The 20,423-nt window shown below is 53.5% G+C and carries 20 protein-coding genes and 1 pseudogene; 19 read left to right on the top strand and 2 right to left on the bottom strand.

All coding sequences use genetic code 11. From position 1 onward, the window contains the following. Window positions 1-173: 173 nt before the first annotated feature. The 13 genes and pseudogenes from NYE74_RS17895 to NYE74_RS17955 all read left to right on the top strand — a co-directional run bounded on the left by NYE74_RS17895 (window position 174) and on the right by NYE74_RS17955 (window position 12,664). Window positions 174-1,037, top strand: coding sequence for a sensor histidine kinase (locus NYE74_RS17895; RefSeq protein ID WP_328269563.1), 864 nt, complete (start codon window positions 174-176; stop codon window positions 1,035-1,037). Then, window positions 1,009-1,659: a response regulator gene (locus NYE74_RS17900; protein WP_036622486.1), complete on the top strand. Its 651-nt coding sequence runs from the start codon at window positions 1,009-1,011 to the stop codon at window positions 1,657-1,659. The genes NYE74_RS17895 and NYE74_RS17900 overlap by 29 nt, the downstream gene beginning before the upstream one ends. Before the next feature lie 149 nt (window positions 1,660-1,808). Next, entirely contained in the window at window positions 1,809-2,435 is a 627-nt protein-coding gene (locus NYE74_RS17905; protein ID WP_328269564.1) for an FMN-dependent NADH-azoreductase, read from the top strand. A 146-nt stretch (window positions 2,436-2,581) separates the two neighbouring features. After that, a complete protein-coding gene (locus tag NYE74_RS17910; RefSeq protein ID WP_227872861.1) occupies window positions 2,582-3,295 on the top strand; it encodes an MgtC/SapB family protein in 714 nt (237 codons plus the stop codon). 105 nt (window positions 3,296-3,400) lie between these two features. Continuing rightward, window positions 3,401-5,227 carry an ABC transporter ATP-binding protein gene (locus NYE74_RS17915; RefSeq protein WP_124332761.1) on the top strand — a complete coding sequence of 609 codons (1,827 nt, stop codon included), beginning with the start codon at window positions 3,401-3,403 and terminating at the stop codon, window positions 5,225-5,227. Window positions 5,228-5,241: 14 nt separating this feature from the next. Then, on the top strand, window positions 5,242-5,922 hold the full coding sequence (locus NYE74_RS17920; protein ID WP_036622491.1) for a response regulator transcription factor: 681 nt from the start codon (window positions 5,242-5,244) through the stop codon (window positions 5,920-5,922). Further along, window positions 5,919-6,980: a sensor histidine kinase gene (locus NYE74_RS17925; RefSeq protein ID WP_227872862.1), complete on the top strand. Its 1,062-nt coding sequence runs from the start codon at window positions 5,919-5,921 to the stop codon at window positions 6,978-6,980. Before NYE74_RS17920 ends, NYE74_RS17925 begins: the two co-directional genes overlap by 4 nt. A 105-nt stretch (window positions 6,981-7,085) precedes the next feature. Next, window positions 7,086-7,796: a response regulator transcription factor gene (locus tag NYE74_RS17930; RefSeq protein WP_036622493.1), complete on the top strand. Its 711-nt coding sequence runs from the start codon at window positions 7,086-7,088 to the stop codon at window positions 7,794-7,796. Continuing rightward, window positions 7,786-8,907 (top strand): sensor histidine kinase, encoded by a 1,122-nt coding sequence (locus NYE74_RS17935; RefSeq protein WP_124332762.1) that lies wholly within the window; start codon window positions 7,786-7,788, stop codon window positions 8,905-8,907. The genes NYE74_RS17930 and NYE74_RS17935 overlap by 11 nt, the downstream gene beginning before the upstream one ends. Window positions 8,908-9,035: 128 nt before the next feature. Continuing rightward, window positions 9,036-9,527 (top strand): RNA polymerase sigma factor, encoded by a 492-nt coding sequence (locus tag NYE74_RS17940; RefSeq protein WP_036622497.1) that lies wholly within the window; start codon window positions 9,036-9,038, stop codon window positions 9,525-9,527. A gap of 456 nt (window positions 9,528-9,983) precedes the next feature. Further along, window positions 9,984-10,826 carry an aldo/keto reductase gene (locus tag NYE74_RS17945; protein ID WP_036622499.1) on the top strand — a complete coding sequence of 281 codons (843 nt, stop codon included), beginning with the start codon at window positions 9,984-9,986 and terminating at the stop codon, window positions 10,824-10,826. A gap of 14 nt (window positions 10,827-10,840) precedes the next feature. Next, window positions 10,841-12,064 (top strand): MFS transporter, encoded by a 1,224-nt coding sequence (locus NYE74_RS17950; RefSeq protein WP_341005051.1) that lies wholly within the window; start codon window positions 10,841-10,843, stop codon window positions 12,062-12,064. A gap of 94 nt (window positions 12,065-12,158) precedes the next feature. After that, window positions 12,159-12,664: pseudogene (locus NYE74_RS17955) on the top strand (nucleotidyltransferase family protein). Window positions 12,665-13,257: 593 nt separating this feature from the next. On the opposite strand, the gene NYE74_RS17960 reads toward NYE74_RS17955, so the two are convergent. Continuing rightward, window positions 13,258-13,575 (bottom strand): helix-turn-helix domain-containing protein, encoded by a 318-nt coding sequence (locus tag NYE74_RS17960; protein WP_371861007.1) that lies wholly within the window; start codon window positions 13,573-13,575, stop codon window positions 13,258-13,260. A gap of 299 nt (window positions 13,576-13,874) precedes the next feature. Between NYE74_RS17960 and NYE74_RS17965 the strand changes: the two genes are divergently transcribed. From NYE74_RS17965 to NYE74_RS17980, 4 genes are all read left to right on the top strand, one after another. Then, window positions 13,875-14,168 carry a DUF6809 family protein gene (locus NYE74_RS17965; RefSeq protein ID WP_036622503.1) on the top strand — a complete coding sequence of 98 codons (294 nt, stop codon included), beginning with the start codon at window positions 13,875-13,877 and terminating at the stop codon, window positions 14,166-14,168. 293 nt (window positions 14,169-14,461) lie between these two features. Continuing rightward, window positions 14,462-14,860 carry a hypothetical protein gene (locus tag NYE74_RS17970; protein ID WP_036622507.1) on the top strand — a complete coding sequence of 133 codons (399 nt, stop codon included), beginning with the start codon at window positions 14,462-14,464 and terminating at the stop codon, window positions 14,858-14,860. 28 nt (window positions 14,861-14,888) lie between these two features. Further along, the gene (locus NYE74_RS17975) at window positions 14,889-15,773 is read left to right on the top strand and encodes an NAD-dependent epimerase/dehydratase family protein (RefSeq protein ID WP_036622509.1); all 885 of its coding nucleotides are present in this window, start codon (window positions 14,889-14,891) and stop codon (window positions 15,771-15,773) included. A gap of 23 nt (window positions 15,774-15,796) precedes the next feature. Continuing rightward, the gene (locus NYE74_RS17980; protein WP_036622511.1) at window positions 15,797-16,546 is read left to right on the top strand and encodes an SDR family NAD(P)-dependent oxidoreductase; all 750 of its coding nucleotides are present in this window, start codon (window positions 15,797-15,799) and stop codon (window positions 16,544-16,546) included. Here the strand turns inward: NYE74_RS17980 and chrA are convergent. After that, a complete protein-coding gene (gene chrA / locus NYE74_RS17985; RefSeq protein WP_278739649.1) occupies window positions 16,534-17,781 on the bottom strand; it encodes a chromate efflux transporter in 1,248 nt (415 codons plus the stop codon). The genes NYE74_RS17980 and chrA overlap by 13 nt on opposite strands. A gap of 277 nt (window positions 17,782-18,058) precedes the next feature. Here chrA and NYE74_RS17990 point away from each other — a divergent pair, with 277 nt between their 5' ends. After that, window positions 18,059-19,366, top strand: coding sequence for an MFS transporter (locus NYE74_RS17990; protein WP_341005052.1), 1,308 nt, complete (start codon window positions 18,059-18,061; stop codon window positions 19,364-19,366). 106 nt (window positions 19,367-19,472) lie between these two features. After that, window positions 19,473-20,402, top strand: a complete 930-nt coding sequence (locus tag NYE74_RS17995) for a hypothetical protein (protein WP_341005054.1) — start codon at window positions 19,473-19,475, stop codon at window positions 20,400-20,402. The last annotated feature ends 21 nt before the right edge of the window (window positions 20,403-20,423 follow it).

Here is a 20,423-nt window from a genome sequence, read left to right on the forward strand (position 1 = left end):
CCTTAAATCGTAGTACAAACTACCGCTAAACGCGGTCTGGCTTCTTCAAAGATACGTCGATAAACGTTTTTTCTTACGGATCGGCCCCCCGTTCATTTTTTCGCCAAAGCTTGCCAGCAAACGGCAGGTAAAGTATATTCGGTGGAGAAAGAGATCGATCGCGGAGGCCTTGTATGTCATATAAAATCACGAAATGGATGATCCTAATAGTTCCGACGCTTGTCGTCGGTATATGGGAATATGTGCGCCATCAATTTTTGATGCCTTATCTTTCCATGGAGCTGGGGAACATCCTTACGCCTTTCATCTTGTTCGGGGTCTGCGTGCCCCTATTGCACCGCTGGTTTTCCTATCTGGAACAGATGCAGGAGGAACTGCAGCGGGAGCGGGCGCTTAAAGCGCGCCTGGAGCAGCGGGAACAGCTGGCCCGGGAGCTGCATGACGGGATTGCCCAGTCATTGTTTCTGCTGTCGGTGAAGGTCGACCGGGCCGAACGGCAGCAGGCGGAGGCCGGACAGGCTTATGATTGGCACGAGCTGCGCAAGACGATCCACGAGGTGAACCGCTATGTCAGGGAGGCGATTTCCGATTTGCGCGTTCCTCCGGACTCCCGGCTCTCCGAACGCGGAACCGCCGATTTTCCGGGGCTGATCCGGCAGATGGCGGAGGAGCGGCAGCTGGGGCTGCGTATGGATTGGCGGTTGAATGAAAAAGACTGGTCCCCCAAGACGCGAATGGAGCTGTTGGCATGTATCCGGGAGGCGATCGTCAACGCGGGCAAGCATGGCGGGGTTCAGGAAGTTTCCGTGACCGGGACGGGCGATGCCCGGCGGTTTCGAGTGTCCGTCATGGATGAAGGAACCGGTTTTCAAGCGGATAAACCGCAAGCCAAAGGAAGGTACGGACTGCAAATTATTAGGGAACGGGCGGAAGCTATGGGGTGGACGCTGCAGGTGACATCCCGGCCGGGAAAAACGTCGGTTGAAATAGCGGGAGGAGACGGTTTGGATGAAGGTACGCGTACTGGTCGTCGATGATCATCCGCACGCGCGGGAGGCGATCGGCGAAATTTTGGCGGAGGACGACGGGTTTGAAGTGATCGGTTATGCCGAAAACGGGGAGCGGGCGGTTGAACTGACCGAGCTGTGGATGCCGGACCTGATCCTGATGGATATTCAGATGCCGGGCAAGGACGGGCTCGAAACGACGCGGGAAATCAAGCTTCGGTACCCGTATGTCAAGATCGTCCTGATTACCGTTTCGGATGATGCCGCGCATCTGTTTGAGGCGCTTAAGCAGGGCGCGCAAGGTTATTTGCTCAAAAATTTGGAGCCAGGGACATGGCTGGAATATTTACGGGCTATCGCCAGCGACGAAGCCCCGCTGTCCAGCGAGCTCGCGCTCCGCATTTTGCAGGAGTTTCCGCTCACAAAAAAAGATGCGGCCGGCGAACCGCCGCTTACCGCCCGGGAGCGCGAAATTCTCGGCTGGGTGGCGAAAGGCATGACCAATCGCGAAATTGCCGGCGAACTGCAAATTTCCGATCAGACGGTGAAAAATCATTTGAAAAATATTTTACACAAGCTGCATTTGGAAAATCGCGTCCAATTAACGCGCTACGCGTTGGAACGGGGATGGATCGATACGCGAAAAAAATAACGCAGGGCCGGCTGCAGGCTCGGGTTTATACTTAAGTAACTGTTGTTGACAAAGTTTTAGTTAGCCGTTATTATAAACAATAGTTACGGCTTAATATTAAGTAGCTATTAAATAGTAAGTTAATGAATGAAAAAGTGGAGGGAATACAGATGGCTAAAGTTTTATTTGTCAAAGCGAATAACCGTCCGGCGGACCAATCCGCTACGGTTAAGCTGTATGAAAGCTTCTTGAAAACGTACAAGGAAACGCATCCGGAAGATGCGGTTACCGAACTCAACCTGTTTGACGCCGAGCTTCCTTACTATGATTTGAACATGCTGAACGGATTGTTCAAGGTGGGTAAAGGCATCGAGGCGACGCCGGAAGAGCAAAAAGCGGCCGACCTGGCCAACACTTATCTCGATCAATTTTTGGGCGCCGACAAAGTCGTCTTCGCTTTCCCGCTCTGGAACTTCACGATCCCGGCCCAACTGCTGACTTATCTGTTCTACTTGAACCAAGCCGGCAAAACGTTCAAATATACCGAACAAGGACCTGTCGGCCTCGTAGGCGACAAGAAGATCGCATTGCTGCAAGCCCGCGGCGGCGTTTACTCGGAAGGTCCGATGGCGGCGCTTGAAATGTCGTTGAATTACGTGAAAAACACGCTGGCTTTCTGGGGCATCAACAACCCGGAAGTCGTCGTTGTGGAAGGCCACAACCAATTCCCGGACCGTGCCGAAGCAATCATTCAGGACGGCGTAAAACGCGCGGCCGATCTTGCCGCCAAGTTTTAATCCGCTTGTCATAAATAATCTAAAAAAAGCTGCCTTCTTCGGATCTTTGATCCGTGGGGCGGCTTTTTTGTTTTTAAGAACAATTGCACGGAGCAGCCGAATCCAATTATACTCACTTTATATGACTGAAGGAGATGCAGTTCAACATGATGATGGAATGGGAAATGGCCTTTAAACTATGCATGGCTTTATTGTTCGGGCTGTTTATCGGCATCGACCGGCAATTGAAGCAAAAACCGCTCGGCATCAAGACCAGCATGGTGATATGCATCGCCAGCTGCCTGGTAACGATCGTATCGATCGAATCATTTGCGAAATTCGCCACGCCTGAGCATCCGAACATGGACCCGATGCGACTCGCCGCACAAATCGTTAGCGGTATCGGCTTTTTGGGGGCGGGCGCGATTTTGCGCCGGAGCAACGAGGGGATATCCGGATTAACCTCGGCGGCGATGATCTGGGCCGCTTCCGGGATCGGGATTGCGATCGGGATCGGTTTTTATCTTGAAGCGGCGCTTACGACCGTGCTCCTGATCATTTCGGTGAACTTTATTCCCTACGTGATCAAATGGGTCGGCCCATACAAGCTAAGCCAGCGCGACGTGTCGATCAAAGTCGTGATGGAGAATCCGGGCAACGTCACGGAACTGATCCGCATTATCGAGCGGAAGGATGAAAAGAACCGGAGGGACAGGGTAAACCGCCATCGCATTCGCCGGCTGAAAATCAAAGACCTGGAGGATGGGAGACAGCGGATCGACATGGTCATCACCGCGTCGGAGAAAGAATACACGACGGAAATTTACCATTTTCTGCGGACGATCGAGCATGTGCACAGCGTGGAAGTGGAAAATTTATAGTCCGGTGGGCCCGTTTAAATTCAGTTTAAAAAACAGTTATATTCTTTTCCTGAGCTTAAATAGAAGCTTATCCGGGACGGGACATAAGGAAGGGAAGAGAAGAACATGCGTGAGAGAGAAACTTTATACAATGAACCCAATAAGCAGATAGCTAAAAAACGGGGCGGCCTGCGGGCGTTCTTGCGGCTGATCCGCGAGACGAAACCGAACATGGCGCTGCTGATCGGAGCGCTTTTGCTGAGCGTCGCTTCAACGGTTGTGAGCTTGGTCATTCCGATGTTCACGAAAAATCTGGTCGACGGCTTTTCGCTGTCATCAATCAGTACGCAGCAGATCGTGATGATCGGGGCGGCATTTATCGGCATGTCGATCGCTTCGGGGCTGTCGATCTATTTGCTTAATTACGCCGGGCAAAAAATGGTGGCCAGCCTGCGCGACCGGCTTTGGAAAAAACTGCTCCGGCTGCCGGTGTCCTATTACGATAACAACCGCACCGGAGAATCGGTGAGCCGCCTGACGAACGACACGGGGATCATCAAATCGCTGATTTCCGAGCATGTGACCGGTTTTTTCAGCGGTATCATTTCGATCATCGGGGCGGTCGCGGTGTTGTTTTACCTGAACTGGAAAATGACGCTGCTCATGTTTGTCGTCATCCCGATCGCGGCGCTTATTATGGTGCCGCTCGGGCGAATGATGTACAAAATTTCGCTGGGCATGCAGGACGAGACCGCTTCTTTCACGGCGGTTCTGAGCCAGGTGCTGTCGGAAATCCGGCTGGTCAAGGCGTCCAATGCCGAACGCAAGGAATATGAGAACGGGTTCGCCGCCATCGGCAAACTGATGACTTTCGGCATCCGGGAAGGCAAGGTGATGGCCTGGATCAGCCCGTTCACTTCTTTTGTAATGATGATGCTGCTGGTCGTGGTGATCGGTTATGGGGGCATGCAGGTGTCAAGCGGCGCAATGACGGCCGGTGAGCTGGTTGCGTTTATCCTTTATCTGATTCAGACGGTGATGCCGATGACGCAATTGACGACGTTTTTCACGCAATTGCAGAAGGCGATGGGAGCAACCGAAAGAATGCTGGAAACGCTGGACGCGGAGGAAGAGCCGTTTGCTTCGGGCAAGGAAGTGGCGGACGCGAACCAGCCGCTGGCGGTCGAAGGCTTGACGTTCGGGTACAAGCCGGAAGAGCCGGTGCTGGAGGGCGTTAGCTTTACGATGAAGCCCGGCACGGTGACGGCGGTTGTCGGGCCGAGCGGCGGCGGCAAAACGACGCTGTTTGCCCTGCTGGAACGGTTTTATATCCCGCAGGAAGGAACGATCAGGCTGGGAGATGACCCGATCGATGCGTTTTCGCTCCGTTCCTGGCGGGGGCTGATCGGGTACGTATCCCAGGAAAGTCCGATTATCGCCGGCACGATCCGGGAAAATTTATGTTACGGCATCGAGCGCGAAGTGAGCGAAGACGAACTGAAGCGGGCGGCGGAAATGGCCTATGCCGACGGCTTTATCGCCGAATTGCCGGACGGGTTCGACACCGATGTCGGCGAACGCGGCGTGAAGCTGTCCGGCGGGCAGCGGCAGCGGATTGCGATCGCCCGGGCACTCCTCAGAGACCCGAAAATTCTTATGCTGGACGAAGCGACTTCCAGTCTGGACAGCCGCTCGGAAATCGTGGTGCAAAAGGCGCTGAACAATTTGATGCAGGGCCGCACCACCATCGTGATCGCGCACCGGCTGTCCACCGTCGTCGGCGCCGATCAGCTGATTTTTATCGAGAAGGGCAAAGTAACGGGCCGGGGAACGCACGAGGAGCTGCTGCGTCATCACGCGATGTACCGGGAGTTCGCCGCCCAACAGCTGCAGCTTCCGGAAGCCGGTGAACGCGCAGATAAGACCGGTGTACGCGCAGAGGCGATATTGTAAAGGGGTAATTGGCTATGGCAAAAATACTTGTGGTGGACGACGATCAGCACATTCGCGAACTGGTCAAGGTTTTTCTGGAGGAAGCGGGAATGGTGCAGGTGCTTGAAGCGGAGGACGGACGCGAGGCGCTCACCCTGGTGGAAACGGAAAAAGTCGATATGGTCATTATGGATATTATGATGCCGAATATGGATGGCTGGGAGCTGTGCCGCCAGCTGCGGCGGGATTATGACATGCCGCTCTTGATGCTGACGGCCAAAGGCGAAACGAAGCAGGTGGTGAAAGGCTTCGAACTGGGCACGGACGATTATTTGGTCAAACCGTTTGAGCCGGCGGAGCTGGTCGCCCGGGTCAAGGCGCTGCTCAAGCGTTATCATGTGACGCTGTCCCAGGTCGTTGCGATCGGCGAACTGAAAATCAACCGCAAGACATTTGAAGTTTCCGCCCAGAACGAGAGTTTTACGCTGCCGCTGAAGGAATTCGAGCTGCTGTTTAAACTCGGCAGCCACGCGGGTCGAACGTTGACGCGGGAGCAGCTGATCGAAGATATATGGGGTTACGATTTCGAGGGGAACGAACGGACGATCGACGTGCACATCAACCGTCTGCGCGAACGTTTTCCCGAGGAGCGGTACGGGTTTAAAATCCGCACGATCCGCGGCCTGGGCTACCGCCTGGAGGCGGGGGAACGGTGAACTGGTTGAAAAAAATTTGGAAAGTACTGTTCCATATTTTTGGGTCTCTGGCGGTGTTGGCGGTTTTCGGCTTGACATGGACGGCTGCTACTTTTACCACCTCTGTTGTCTATCGGCATTGGGAACCGCCTTTTTCCGACTATGCGCTCGAACTGCTGAATGTGATTCTTGGATTTATTTTGTTTGTCTTCATTGCCTTTCTGATCGGCCAGTTGCTCCATAACAACCAGTTAAAGATGCTCAATTCGGTCATCGCGGCGATCCGACGGATCGCCAAAGGGGATTTCTCCGTCAGGCTGGAGGGTTTTGAGAAATTGAGGGAATTCGAATCGATCGTACACAGCATTAACGAAATGGCCAGCGAGCTGGGGCGGATGGAAACGATGCGCCAGGATTTCATTTCCAATGTCTCGCACGAAATCCAATCGCCGCTCACTTCCATTCGCGGATTTGCCAGAGCTTTACGGAAACCGGGGCTGCCGCAGGAAAAACGGGACCATTACTTGGAAATTATCGAGTCGGAGAGCCGCAGGTTGTCGCAGATGAGCGACAATTTGCTGAAATTGTCCTCGCTTGAGGCGGAGCGCGCCACTTTTCAGGCCAACCGGTTTCGGCTCGACCGTCAGCTTAAGACCGTCGTTTTGGCTTGCGAACCGCAATGGCTGGACAAGAACATCCAGATTAATCTGGACCTGGTGCCTGTCGAGGTGGAGGCGGTCGAGGATTTACTCGCTCAAGTATGGTTGAACCTGCTGCACAACAGCATTAAATTTACGCCGCATGGCGGGGAAATTACCTTGACGCTTTCGCGCGGAGGAAGGCATGCCGAAGTCGGGATCGCCGACAGCGGGATGGGCATCGCCAAAGAGGATCTGGTCCATATTTTCGAGCGGTTTTATAAAGCCGATAAATCGCGGACGCGCAGCGCAGGCGGCAGCGGACTAGGCCTATCGATCGTGAAGAAAATCGTCGAAATCCACCAAGGGAACATTTCCGTAGCGTCCGAACCGGGTCAAGGGACGAGGTTCGTTATCGCCGTCCCGTATGATTGGACCTAAGTTCCAGATTGATGACAATCTTTTATTTGTAAACGGGTGGCGTGAACATGGTATGATAGTACCGATGTGCCATTCCAGTTTTTCAAATAAAGGATGAAATAATCTATGAACAAACAAATTTTAATCGTCGACGACGATGATAAAATTGCCAAACTGATTGAAATTTATCTCGTAAACGAAGGTTATGATGTCGTGAAAGCGGGGGACGGGCTTAAAGCGCTGGACATCATGGAGCGCGAGGCGGTCGATCTGGTCATTCTCGATGTCATGATGCCGGGGCTTGACGGGATTTCCGTCTGCCTGAAGATCCGCGAGACGCGGACGACGCCGATTCTGATGCTGAGCGCTAAAGACGGCGATATGGACAAGATTACGGGCCTGATGACCGGAGCGGACGACTATATGGTCAAGCCGTTTAATCCGCTCGAGCTGGTCGCCCGGGTGAAATCGCTGCTGCGCAGATCCTCTTACGCCGCCCAGGCGCAATCGTCCGTACAGGCGCAGGCGTCCCAGGATCATATGATCCGAATCGGCTCGCTGCAGATCGACAAGGAGACGCATACGGCTGCGGTTGACGGGAATCCGCTGAAGCTGACGCCGATCGAATTCGGAATCTTATATTTGCTTGCCAGCCATCCCGGCCGGGTGTTCGGCTCGGACGAAATTTTCGAACTTATTTGGAAAGATAAATTTTTGGAGAGCAGCAATTCCGTGACGGTGCATATCAGCCGCCTGCGCGACAAGCTGGAGAAAGAGATGGACGGAGAAAAGCTGATCCGTACCGTGTGGGGGGTCGGCTACAAAATTGAAGGCTAGTTTGCGCTTTTTGACCTGGCTGTTTTGGACGACGGTCGCTTCGCTGATTTCGCTGCTGCTGCTCATCCTGCTGGCCAGATTGTTTTACGTGCTGTATCCGGAGATGTCGGTTTATACCTTTATCGTTTGGATCAACCGGAACATCGGCTTTCCCTTGGCCTATTATTTGGCGGGAGTGCCGATTTTGCTCTTGTTCGCGCTGTATTTCTACCGCCGTAGCGTCCGGCGCCACGAGAAAAAGTACCTGGAGCTGCTGATTGAAGAGGTGCATAAGATCGAGGAGGGCTCCGTGCGGAAAATACCGGTGGAAAACGTGGGACAGCTTGGACAGCTGGCCACCGACATCAACCGCATGGTTGAGCGCTTAAGAACGTCGATGGAGGAGGAACGCCGGGCGGAGCAAACGAAAAACGAGCTGATCACCAACGTATCGCATGATTTGCGGACGCCGCTCACCTCCATTACCGGCTATCTCGGCCTGATCGATCAGGACCGTTACCGCGATGAGGTCGAGCTGCGCTACTACGTCAACATGGCGTACGAGGAATCGCTGCGGCTAAAGCAGCTGCTTCAGGATTTGTTTGAGTTTACGCGGCTGCAGAACAAGGAGATGAAGCTGCAGAAAACAAGGATTAATCTGGCGGAAATGCTGGATCAAATTATCGCCCATTTCGGCTGGCAGCTGCAGGAGAGCGGCATGGAATGCCGGCTGTATTTGCAGGGGCGCCACCTTTACGTTCACGCGGACGGGGACAAGCTGAGAAGGGTGTACGAGAACCTGATCACAAATGCGATCCGTTACGGACATGAGGGAAAATACATCGATATTCGCGGCTGGATGGAAGGGGAGGAGGCCGTTACCGAAGTGGCCAACTACGGGGACCCGATTCCCGAATCCGATTTGCCGCATCTGTTCGACCGCTTCTATCGGGTGGAAAAATCCCGGGCGTCGCACACCGGCGGGTCGGGGATCGGCCTGGCCATCGCCAAGCACATCGTTGATCTCCACCAGGGGACGATAGCGGCGGACAGCAACGAATACCGCACGGTGTTTACCGTACGGCTGCCGCAAAATTCCGAATCGTTTAAGAAAAATGAAGAAATTTCTTAAGAAAAACTTAACAATTTCTTAGACGGGACGCAAACTATAACCTTCATAATGAACCATGGAACCAGGCAAGCGCCGGTACGAAACGGGGCGCTGCCGAAATTTCAATGGATAGAAATGAGGGGAAAAAGATGAAAACCCGTTCTATGGATCTTCTTTATCGCGAATATAAAAACGACGTTTACCGCTATTTATACAGTATGTGCCGCAATCATCACACCGCGGAGGATTTGATGCAGGAGACATTTTGCCGGGCGCTCAAGCATTTGGACGGGGCGGAAGGGCGCAAGGCTAAAGCGTGGCTGCTGCGGGTGGCCCATAACGCCTACATTGACAAGCTGCGCAAAGAAAGCCGGTCTTCGTCTTATGAAAATGAATTTTTCTTCGGCTACGCCAGCGATGACACGCCGGAACAACGCGTGCTCGGACAGGAGAGCCGAAAGGAATTGTACGCCCTGCTTTCCGTGTTGGCGCCCAACCAGCAGCACGCGGTGCTGCTGTACGACATACACGGCTTCTCTTATCAGGAAGCCGCCGATCTGATGGGGATTTCACTGTCCCACTTCAAAATTTTGCTGTACCGGGCCAGACAAAAGCTGCGCGGCGCGGGTAAAACGGCATAATTGTATAAGCGCGTTAACGCACGCAGGAACTATGGGCCGCCGGGTAGAAAACCCGGCGGCTTTATCGCGTTGCTGTGGATTGGATCAACTTAGAAATCGGCGCTTGACAGCCAGCTGCCGGCATGGCCGGCCGCTGGCCAACAAGCCCATAAGCCCACCTGCTAACCGGCCGTCAGCCTTCAAAATAGCGGAACTTTATGCCTATTACTGCCGATAAAATGGGAAATAGGCCCTCTGGCAACCGTTACATTTTGTATCCGTTCGTTTTTGCCCAAATAGCGTCGCTCACAACCGTTTAGATTTTTTTCGCATGGCCTTTACGCTATTCTCACTTATCCCGCGCTCAAGCGCTGATTTTTGTTTTATGAAGAAAACGATTGGAATTCGCGGGAGGGTCCGCCATAATAGGAGATACGGAAAATAAGCCCATCTTAAGAATTAGAGGAGGATTGACCGATGCCCAATCATTTGCAGGATACCGTCACATTAAACAATGGAGTCGAAATGCCCTGGTTCGGTCTGGGCGTTTATCAAGCCAAAGAGGGCCAAGAAGTGATTCAGGCGGTCAAAGCGGCGATTCGCACCGGTTACCGCAGCATTGATACCGCAGCCTTGTACCGCAACGAAGAAGGAGTCGGCCAGGCGGTAAAGGAAGCGATGGAGGAAAACGGGCTGACGCGGGATCAACTGTTCATTACCTCAAAGGTATGGAATAGCGACCAAGGTTACGAATCGACGCTGCAAGCGTTCGAAACAAGCCTGAGCAAACTGAACCTTGGATATATCGACCTGTTTCTGGTGCATTGGCCAGTCAAGGGAAAATACAAGGACACGTGGCGGGCGCTTGAAAAGATATACGCGGAAGGCAAGGTGCGTGCGATCGGAGTCAGCAATTTTCAAATCCACCATCTGGAGGATTTGCTGGCGGATGCGAAGGTCGTTCCGGCGGTGAATCAGGTGGAATTGCATCCGCACTTAACGCAAAAAGAACTGCTGCAGTACTGCCGCTCAAAGGGCATTGAGACGGAAGCGTGGTCGCCGCTGGGGCAGGGCCAGTTGCTTGATCATGAAACGTTAAAGGAGATTGCGGCGAAATACGGCAAAACGGCGGCGCAGGTCATTTTGCGCTGGGATCTCCAGGTCGGTGTCGTCACGATTCCGAAATCCGTACGCGCGGAGCGGATCGCCGAAAACGCCGATATATTCGATTTTGCGTTAAGCGAAGAGGACATTCGGGAGATCGACAGGTTAAATCAAAACAAGCGGTTCGGGGCGGACCCGGACAATTTCGGTTTCTAGCGGATTAGCGGACGATGAATCAGACAACTGCTATGAAACCCGCCTCCCCCGCTTTAACGGTCTACCCGATTTTGTTCGCGATCAGTATCGTCCATATGCTGAACGATACGATGCAATCGGCGATCCCGGCCTTGTTTCCGATTCTGCGCGAATCCCTTATGCTCTCTTACGGCCAGATCGGCTGGATTTCCTTCGCGATGAATATGACGGCCTCGGTGCTTCAGCCGATGGTCGGATTGTATTCGGATGTCCGGCCGCGGCCGTATATTTTGCCGCTTGGCGTATGCTTCACTCTGGCGGGGATCGTCATGCTGGCGTTTGCCCCTAGCTACGGCCTGATTTTGCTGGCCGTCACGTCTATCGGCATCGGCTCGTCAGTGTTTCACCCGGAATCGTCGCGCGTCGCCTATTTGGCGGCCGGCCCCCGAAGAGGACTGGCCCAGTCGATTTTTCAGGTCGGCGGAAACATCGGCGCTTCCCTGGGGCCGATTATGTCGGCGCTTATTTTTATCCCGTTGGGGCAGGCAAGCGTCGCCTGGTTTGCGCTGGCCGCCGTGGCGGCGATCGTCATTCAGTTTTTCGTCGCGAGATGGTACGGAGCCCAGGATCTGCAGCCGCGCCGAAAACGAACGGCAGCCGCGAAAGGCGAACCTGTTCGCCATGCCAATCTCAGCCGGGCAAAAGTATTGCTGGCCGTTGCCATACTGGTGCTGCTGCTATTTTCCAAAAACGTTTATTCCATCAGCATTTCCACGTTTTATTCGTTTTTTCTGATGGACCATTACGGCGTAACTAAAGAAGCGGCGCAGTGGTATATTTTCGCCTTTTTGGCGGCGTCCGCGGTCGGAACGTTTTTCGGCGGGCCGCTGGCGGATCGTTACGGGCGACGCAATGTCATATGGGTGTCCATCCTTGGTGCGACTCCGTTCGCCCTGTTGCTGCCGTACGCCAACTTGTTCTGGTCCGGCGTGCTTGTCGTGATTGCTGGACTGATCATGTCTTCCGCCTTTTCGATCATCGTCGTATACGCCCAGGAACTGCTGCCGGGGAAGGTGGGGCTTGTGTCCGGCTTGTTTTTCGGCTTGTCCTTTGGACTTGGCGGGCTTGGCTCGGCGGTGCTCGGCAATTTTGCCGATCAGACCGGCATCCTGTTTATTATGCAGTTGTGCTCGCTGCTGCCGCTGATCGGCCTGCTGACGGTACTGCTGCCCAAGGATAAAACGCTGCAAGGGGCGTGAAACTATGATCATACATTATCCTGAATATGAACCGAGTAATTCCGCGATGAATGATGCCGCAGGTTTAAGGGAAGCGATCCTCCATCAGCCGGAAATGCTGGAGGATTTACGGGCGGTGGCCGAACAAGGGCTGCCGCACGGCTGCATCGCCGCCGGTTACGTGCGCAATTTTGCGTGGGATGTGCTGCACGGTTACACCAGCCGAACGCCGCTGCATGACGTTGACGTGCTGTATTATGACCCCGATGCTTGGACGAGGCGGTCGAGAAAGGGTATGAAGCCGCATTAAGAGCACGCAATCCGCACCGGAATTGGTCGGTCAAAAACCAGGCCCGTATGCATTTGAGGAACGGGGAGAAGGCACCGTACCGCTCGGTTGAAGACGCGATGCGGCACTGGCCCGAAACGTGCACGGCGGTAGGAGTGCGTCTGCATGCCGCGGACGATATTGAGCTCCTCGCGCCTTGGGGGCTGGACGACTTGCTCGCGCTGAAGATTCGGCAAAGCCCGTACTTCCAAGATACCGCGGTGCTCAGGCAGCGGGTGACAGCCAAAGAGTGGCTGCGTTTGTGGCCTCGGCTTCAACTGATCGAAGAATAATGTACCAAGCGCTTTATGTATAGGAGGACAACTGGCCGGTTGCCGCCGCTAACTTGCGGTAACCGGCCAATTCTTTTTTCTGTTTCGTTATTTCTCCCTCAATAGTCCCCACTTACAAACTAGCCCGGTCAATTATCGATGATGGTGAAAAACAGAAATATGGTCTTACTCATTCACGAAGAACAGTGAGCACTCTTTTATTTTTTATGTTCATAGTATTAATAGTCTAGAAGATATTTTTGGTGTCCAAGAACTCATTTTTAATTTTATTTATGAATACCTTAGATTAAATCCGGATGATTACTTCTGGGTTGTAGACTATGATTGGATATACAACTGGGAAGATATGAAGAAATTAAAATCTTTACCTTATGATTCCGATTGGTGTTATAAAGATCCCAAAATTAATTGACTTATCTTAAATAAATCTAATTTTTGGGGCTACCCATTGCCGATTGAATCACCATTCAACCAATAATATATAACCAGTATTAACCGTACAAGATTTAGTTATTTTATTTGTAAGTACATCAATGCTTGATTTTTCTCCCCTAAATTATACTTTTCCATTACATTGAACAGGTCAATTATGGTCAGATACCTTCATGATTAACCTGTTTTTTCTTAATGCGATTTATCTGGAAACACTTTGTCTTCAACCGAAACAATAACTGGTCCACCGTGATGTCCAAGGTCTCGCAGATCTGCTCCAAAGTACGAATGTAAACTCTGTCGACAGAATCGGAACACAGATGGTTTATGGTTGGGTGGCGAATCCCCATTCTTCGGGCAAGTTCTCTCTGGGAGATGCCCTTCTCGGTAAGGATTTCTTTTAATCTTAACCTGATTTTCATAGACGCTCCTCCGAAGCCGGTCTTTATAAGCGAAAATAATTGAATAAAGCATGGCATAGGCCAGAAGAGTGAAAGATTTTAAGAGAAAGACGGAAGCCAGGTGTTCCCTTATTCCACGGCCTATGCGCCGAATTATACTACGCCAACTATAATTAGCCGATTAAAATGTGTGACATAAATTTTACGAACCGATTAATATAAAAGTAAATAGAAAAGGAGAGTTTCCATTCTTGAAACTAATTGATGCAAGAAAACGAAAGGGATTGCCACTGGAATTTTTGTCAGCCGATAATTTTAATTTGGGGGGTGAAAGTAAGCTTTAAAGTGTTGCAGTCGATACGAAGGGAAGATGAAAAATGAAAAGTATGCTGGAAGCATTATATTATGGCGAAATTCATCCAGAAGGAAATATCGTTCCAAGAGATCCCGAATACCGTAAAATTAACAGAAGTATATCCGAGGCCATGGAAATATGGAAAGAGAAACTATCTGCCGATGATTTTAACCAGCTTGAAGCTATGCTCGATTTGTGCCGCCAGTCCGAGTCGATGTATGCTACATCTACTTTCACAGACGGGTTTCAGCTTGGGGCGTTAATGATGATAGAAATATACGCGGCTATGGAAGAACTTCTGTATGATTTAGGGTAATTTTCGGTAACACATATTTAAAATTATATGATTTACGAAAAGCCTGTTTCTATATTTGTCTAAGTAGGAACAGGCTTTTTTCGCCAGGAGGTAAAGCAATATAAGCTTCCTGAAAAAAAAGCAGCTTCGGAAGCATATGCTTCAGCAGGCCTTTTTGACCGGAGGAACATTTCACCCGGCTGCCTCTACCCGTACGATCATTTAGTTCAACGCCCCCGTCCGGATTTGTGATAAAATTTGAGTGACCCGCATACGACGCTTCTTAGAATACTTACTGATGGGGGAATGAAGCGATGAACAACTCGAAAGGATATTTTTATTATTTGGTTTGGATCGTTGGGGCGATCGTGCTGGTGTATTACGGACAACAGTTTACCCACATGATGGATCAAAAGACCGGCACGTTGTACAGAATGGACTACAGCTTGCTGGGGGATATCGTTTATTCTTTTGTTTTCGGACTATACTTGAGCTTTTTGAGCGGATGGCCGCGCCGGAAAAGCTTGCACCGCCCGCTGTTCTTTTTCGTATTTTTGCCCAGCCTCATCCTGCTGTTGTACCCGCTGATAACGATTTATATCAACCAAATCCGTATTGCCGGATACCACCAATGGGTGGGGCAAGTACAATTGTTCTTTATTGGTCTGCTTAGCGGCTACTCTTTGATGAAAAGCCTGTTTTCCAGCAAATAAACTCATTTAATATCGGAGGGCATAACGCATGGGGAAAATATTGGTGCTGGGCGGTTCGCGATATTTCGGAAAAAGGCTCGTCAGCCTGCTGGCGCTTTCAGGCGAGCATGAGGTCACGGTAGCCACGCGCGGCTTGACGGCGGTCAATGCGGAAGGCAACGTCCGTCACTTAAGAATCGACCGCGGCGATGAAGCGTCGTTGCACCAGACAGCGGCTGAGGGACCTTGGGATGTCGTATACGACAATATTTGCTTTACACCTAACGATGCCTTGGCGGCCATACGGGCCTTTGACGGAAAGGTTCGGCGTTATGTCCTGACGTCTACGATGTCCGTTTACGGCTTTAGCGAAAATCCGATTTCGGAGTCCGGTTTCGATCCTTATATTTATGAGCTTAAACCGGGCGGCCCGGATGATTTCGATTATGGCGAGGGGAAACGGATGGCGGAAGCGGCGTTTTTTCAGCGGGCCGACTTTCCGGTTAGCGCCCTGCGGATTCCGATCGTGCTAGGCCCGGATGATTACACCCGCAGGCTGCATTGGCATGTGGAGCGGATTCGGCAAGGGCTGCCTATCGCCATGCCGAACCCGGACGCGGCGATTTCCTTCATTTCCTCGGGGGAAACCGCGGACTTTCTGGCCTGGCTTGGACGAAGTGAAGCGACGGGACCGATCAACGCCTGCTCCGACGGAAGCATAACGATCGGCGGCATCATCCGCCTGATTGAGGAAATCACAGGGAAGCAAGCCGTTGTCCATGGCGAAACCCCAGTCGACAACGATAATGCTTCTCCGTTTGGGATTCCGTCCTCCTGGGTTCTGGACAATGGCAAAGCGAAGGCGGCGGGTTTCCGGTTTGAAGCATTGACCGATTGGCTTCCGCAGTTAGTACGGCAAATTGCGGCAGAATGACAAACGGGAGTGAATAACATAACATGTCTTTTGAACAATTGACGGTTATCGTGACGGGCGCCGGGCAAGGCATCGGCCGAGGCGTCGCGGAAGCCTACGCCAAGGCAGGAGCTTCGGTCGTCCTGGCGGAGCTTGATCTCGAAACAGGGGTTAAGGCAGAAGAGGAGAGCCGGCAAATAGGCGGAAAAGCCTTGTTCGTTCCCTGCGATGTCCGGAAGGAAGATGACATCATACGGCTTATGGAGACGACGGAGCGGGAATTCGGGAGCATTGATATTTTGATCAACAATGCGGGAGTTTCCCGCTTTAAACCGCTGTTTGAGCTGACGGTGGAGGAATGGGACGATGTGCTGAACACCAATGTGCGGAGCTGCTTCATCGCTTCCCGCGAAGCGGGGAAACGGATGCGGTGGAGCGGCCGCGGCGGGGCGATCGTCAACATCGCCTCGACCCGGGCGATCATGTCCGAGCCGGGTTCCGAGGCGTATGCGGCCTCCAAAGGCGCGATCGTGTCGATCACCCATGCGCTTGCCGTATCGCTGGGACAGGATGGAATCCGCGTCAACTGCGTAAGTCCCGGGTGGATCGAAACCGGCGATTACGGAGCGCTGCGCGGAATCGACCACGACCAGCATCCGGCGGGCCGGGTCGGAACACCGGCGGACATCGCCCGGGCGTGCCTGTATTTAACCCATCCCGACAATACTTTCGTGACCGGGGCGCATCTCGTCGTGGACGGCGGCATGACGCGCAAAATGATTTACGAGCCGTAAGCCCAGCCAAGCAGAACGCCGCCGCCGGCGCCGGCGAGGACGGCGATCCAGGGGGGCAGTTTCCAATGCACGAGCAGCGCGAATAAGGCGAGCACCAGGACAACGTCACCGGTATGCCGGACGGAGGAGGTCCAGATCGGATTGTACAGGGCGGCGAGCAAAATCCCGACCACCGCGGCGTTGACGCCTTGCAGCGCGCGGTGGATGTTCGGCATGACGCGCAGGCGGCTCCAGAACGGGAGCACCCCGATGACGAGCAGAAAAGCCGGTAAAAAAATCGCCACCGTAGCCAGCACAGCCCCGAATACTCCGCCGATCACCGCCCCCAAATACGAGGCGAACGTGAACAGCGGCCCGGGAACCGCCTGAGCCGCGCCGTATCCGGCGAGGAAATCCGCTTCGCCGATCCATCCCCGCGGCACGACTTCGCTTTCCAGCAGCGGGAGCACGACGTGGCCGCCGCCGAATACGAGCGAACCGGCCCGGTAGAAACCGGCGAACAGCTGCAGGCCGGGGGAAGGCCATAACCAACCGCTGAGCGGGAGGATCACCAGCAGCCCAAAGAAAGCCGCCAGAGCGGCAATGGCCCGCTTCTTGCCGAGAACAATGGCTGTGGATGGCTCCTCGTCCACGCGCGGGGACGGCGCACCGGGCAAGTCGCGGTAAAGCCATATGCCGATAAGTCCCGAAATCAAAATAATCAGCACTTGCGCAAGCCCGTTTGGCCATAACAGGGCGGCGGCGGCCGCAAGCACGGCGATCGTAGCCCGGCTGCGGCCGGTGGCGAGCTTTTGGCCCATGCTCCATACGGCTTGCGCCACGATCGCCACGGCGGTGAGCTTGAGGCCATGGAGCCAGCCGCTGTGCGCCAGTTCCGTCCCTTTTAGCAGCAGCGCGAACAGTGCAAGCAAAAAGGCGGATGGCAGGGTGAAGCCGGCCCAGGCCGCTAATGCACCAAGCACGCCGCCGCGGTACAAGCCGATCCCCATCCCCACCTGGCTGCTTGCCGGGCCCGGGAGGAGCTGACACAACGCGACCAATTCCGCATATTTTTGCTCGCTAAGCCATTTGCGCTTGTTTACATACTCTTCATGAAAATAACCGAGATGGGCGATCGGCCCTCCGAACGAAGTAACCCCCAGCTTGGCGGAAACGGCCAAAATCTCCACGGCGCGGCGAAGTGCGCTGTGCGAAGGAGGTGCGGGCGCAGTAGAATCTTGCCCTTCTTTTTCCATAGGTACCGCTCCTTTCTTTTTGCTGCCTCCCCATCATGGTTCAGGCGTTTCCCACCACTTTATCACATCATTGTTAACGCAGAGCAAATTGTCTGGAGAGCTTGATGCGCTTGAAAACCAATGCTAAAATATCCCGAGTTAACAATTAACCGCAAAAGGGGATTCATATGAGACCGATTTGATCAATGTCCGACTTCAACCGCCAACCAGAATGTTGTATTTATTTGAAGCCCGGGAAATCCCGGGGATCGGATGGAAGAGGAAGGGCAGAAAGAGAATGTTTAAAAAGTCATTTTACTATTTATGGGGTTCGCAGACCCTGTCCAACGCGGCGGATGTTTTATATTTAGTGGCATTAACGACTTTTGTGCTGGACCAAACCGGTTCGGTCGTGTTTGCGACGCTGGTGCCGTTTATCCGCGTCACGTCCCAGCTTATCAGCGGTTTGCTGGCGCCTTTAATGATCGCCCAATATCGGCTTCCTTTCCTGCTAACGTTGTCGCAATGCGGGCAATTTCTGCTGTTCGGGTTTATGGCGGGATATGTCTCTCCGTGGTTTGGAGGCGCCAGCCTTTGGATGCTGTATGTATTTATTTTCGGCATTTCCTTCCTCGACGGATGGACGACGCCCGCGCGGAACGCGCTGGTGCCCAGGCTGGTCGCCGATGAGGCGCTGTTAAAAGCGAACGGAATCATGGCCGCCACCGATCAGATCGTGCAATTTGCCGGATGGGCGGTGAGCGGGCTGGCGGTTGCCGTGTTCGGCTCTTTTCCCATCCTGCTTCTGGTGGCGGCCGGGTACGGGGTGGCGATGCTGGCCACAACGGTCATCGTCGATCCGACAGAACCTCCGCGCCGCCATCTGCTGGATGTTCGTACGGCTGCCGGCGCTGAAACGATAGAATGCCAGGGCATGGAACCGGCGGCGGGAAACATGCGGAAGCCATCGCGCCGGGAAACGCTGAAGCAAGGCTGGGTTGCGCTGTGGCGCTCGCCTCGGCTTCGTTCGCTGACGCTGATGGAGATCACGGATATGATCGGCGGCTCGGTATGGGCCGGAGCGTTTCTGCTCGTCTTCGTCCGGGAGGTATTGCTGAAAGGAGACGAGTGGTGGGGTTATATCAACGCCAGCTATTTTGCCGGAGCCGTATTGGGAGGACTGCTGATCGTAGCCCTGGTGGCGCGCATGGAAAAACGCATGTTCGCCGCGATGCTCGTCGGGATGCTCGGTTACGCCGTTTTAACCTTTTGGTTTGCGCTAAACCGGTCGGCGTTATTAACTTTGCTGATCGTGCTGCTGACGGGTCCGTTTACCGAGTTGAACGGCGTCATCCGCCAGACCTTTACCCAACGCAGTGTCGATAAGGATTTGCTGCCCAAAGTTTTGTCGGCCAAATCGGCCTTGCAAAACTTCACGTTTGGTTTCTCCGTCCTGTTTATGAGCGGTGTGGCCGAATTATTCGGGATTGTCTGGGTTTATTTGCTTGCCGCGCTGTTAAGCGCGATTTCGGTTTGGGTAGGCATCGCCAGCAGACGGGCGTATGCTGCGGCAAGCGGCGGCGAACCGTGGGACCTGGCGAGATGAAACAAAACCGCCGTTCAGCACGTACTTAAAAGCATAGGTGCATCCAAGGGAACATCGTGCAGCAAGAGATGCCGGCGCTTTGTACTCTTTATTTGGAGGGATACTTTTGTTTGAGGACTTAACCGGGCAACTGGCGGAGCTGAAGGAAAAAGGGCGGAACGAGGAAAAATGGAGAAAACGGCTGGAGCAATACAAACAGGAACTGGCTGAAGCGGAAGTCGCCAGGGATCGGTGGCGGCAAAAGCTTGCCCATGAGGAAGAGGATGTCCGAAAGCTGTCGGGGATGTCCTTGTCCAATCTGCTGGCGACAATTCTTGGCAACAAGGCGGAAAAGCTGGATCGCGAGCAGCGGCAGGTGCTGGAAGCGAAGGTGAAATACGACGAGTCCGATCGCAAGGTACGGAGCTTGGAGCAGCAAATAGCCCAGCTTGAGCGGCAGTGGCAGGAGGTCCGCAATTGGAAAGCGGCCTATACCCGTGTGTTTCAGGAGAAGGAGCGGCAGGTCCTGACGCAAAACGAAGAGCTGGCGGAACTGGCCGACCGGCGGGCCGAGCTAAGCGTACAATTGAAGGAACTGGAAGAGGCGATCCTTGCCGGCCAATCGGTGCAAAGCGATTTAAGCGCCGCCGAGGATGATCTTCACTCCGCCAAAAATTGGGGCACGTACGATATGCTCGGCGGCGGCATGTTATCCACGCATATCAAGCACAACCGGATTGACGAGGCGATGGATCATATCTATCAGGCTCAGCGCAGCCTGGCCCGGTTTGAGCGCGAGCTTCGCGACGTGGGGGGCGGGCTCCCTGTCGAAATGGAAATCAGCGGGATGCTGACGTTTGCCGACTATTTTTTTGACGGCTTGATCGCCGATTGGCTGGTGCAAGGGCGGATTCAAGATACGCTGGCGCAGGTTGAACAGAAGCAGTCCGAGGTGGGCCGTCTAATGCAGAAGCTGGACGCCGCCCAACGAAAAGCCGAAAGCGAGCTTGCCGAGTTAACCCGAAAATATGTGCGGATCGTAGAGAATTACGGATAACGGTTTGTCGCTTCAACCCGG

Origin of the sequence: Paenibacillus sp. FSL P4-0127, from assembly GCF_038007325.1 — a bacterium.
Classification (GTDB): Bacteria; Bacillota; Bacilli; order Paenibacillales; family Paenibacillaceae; genus Fontibacillus; species Fontibacillus macerans.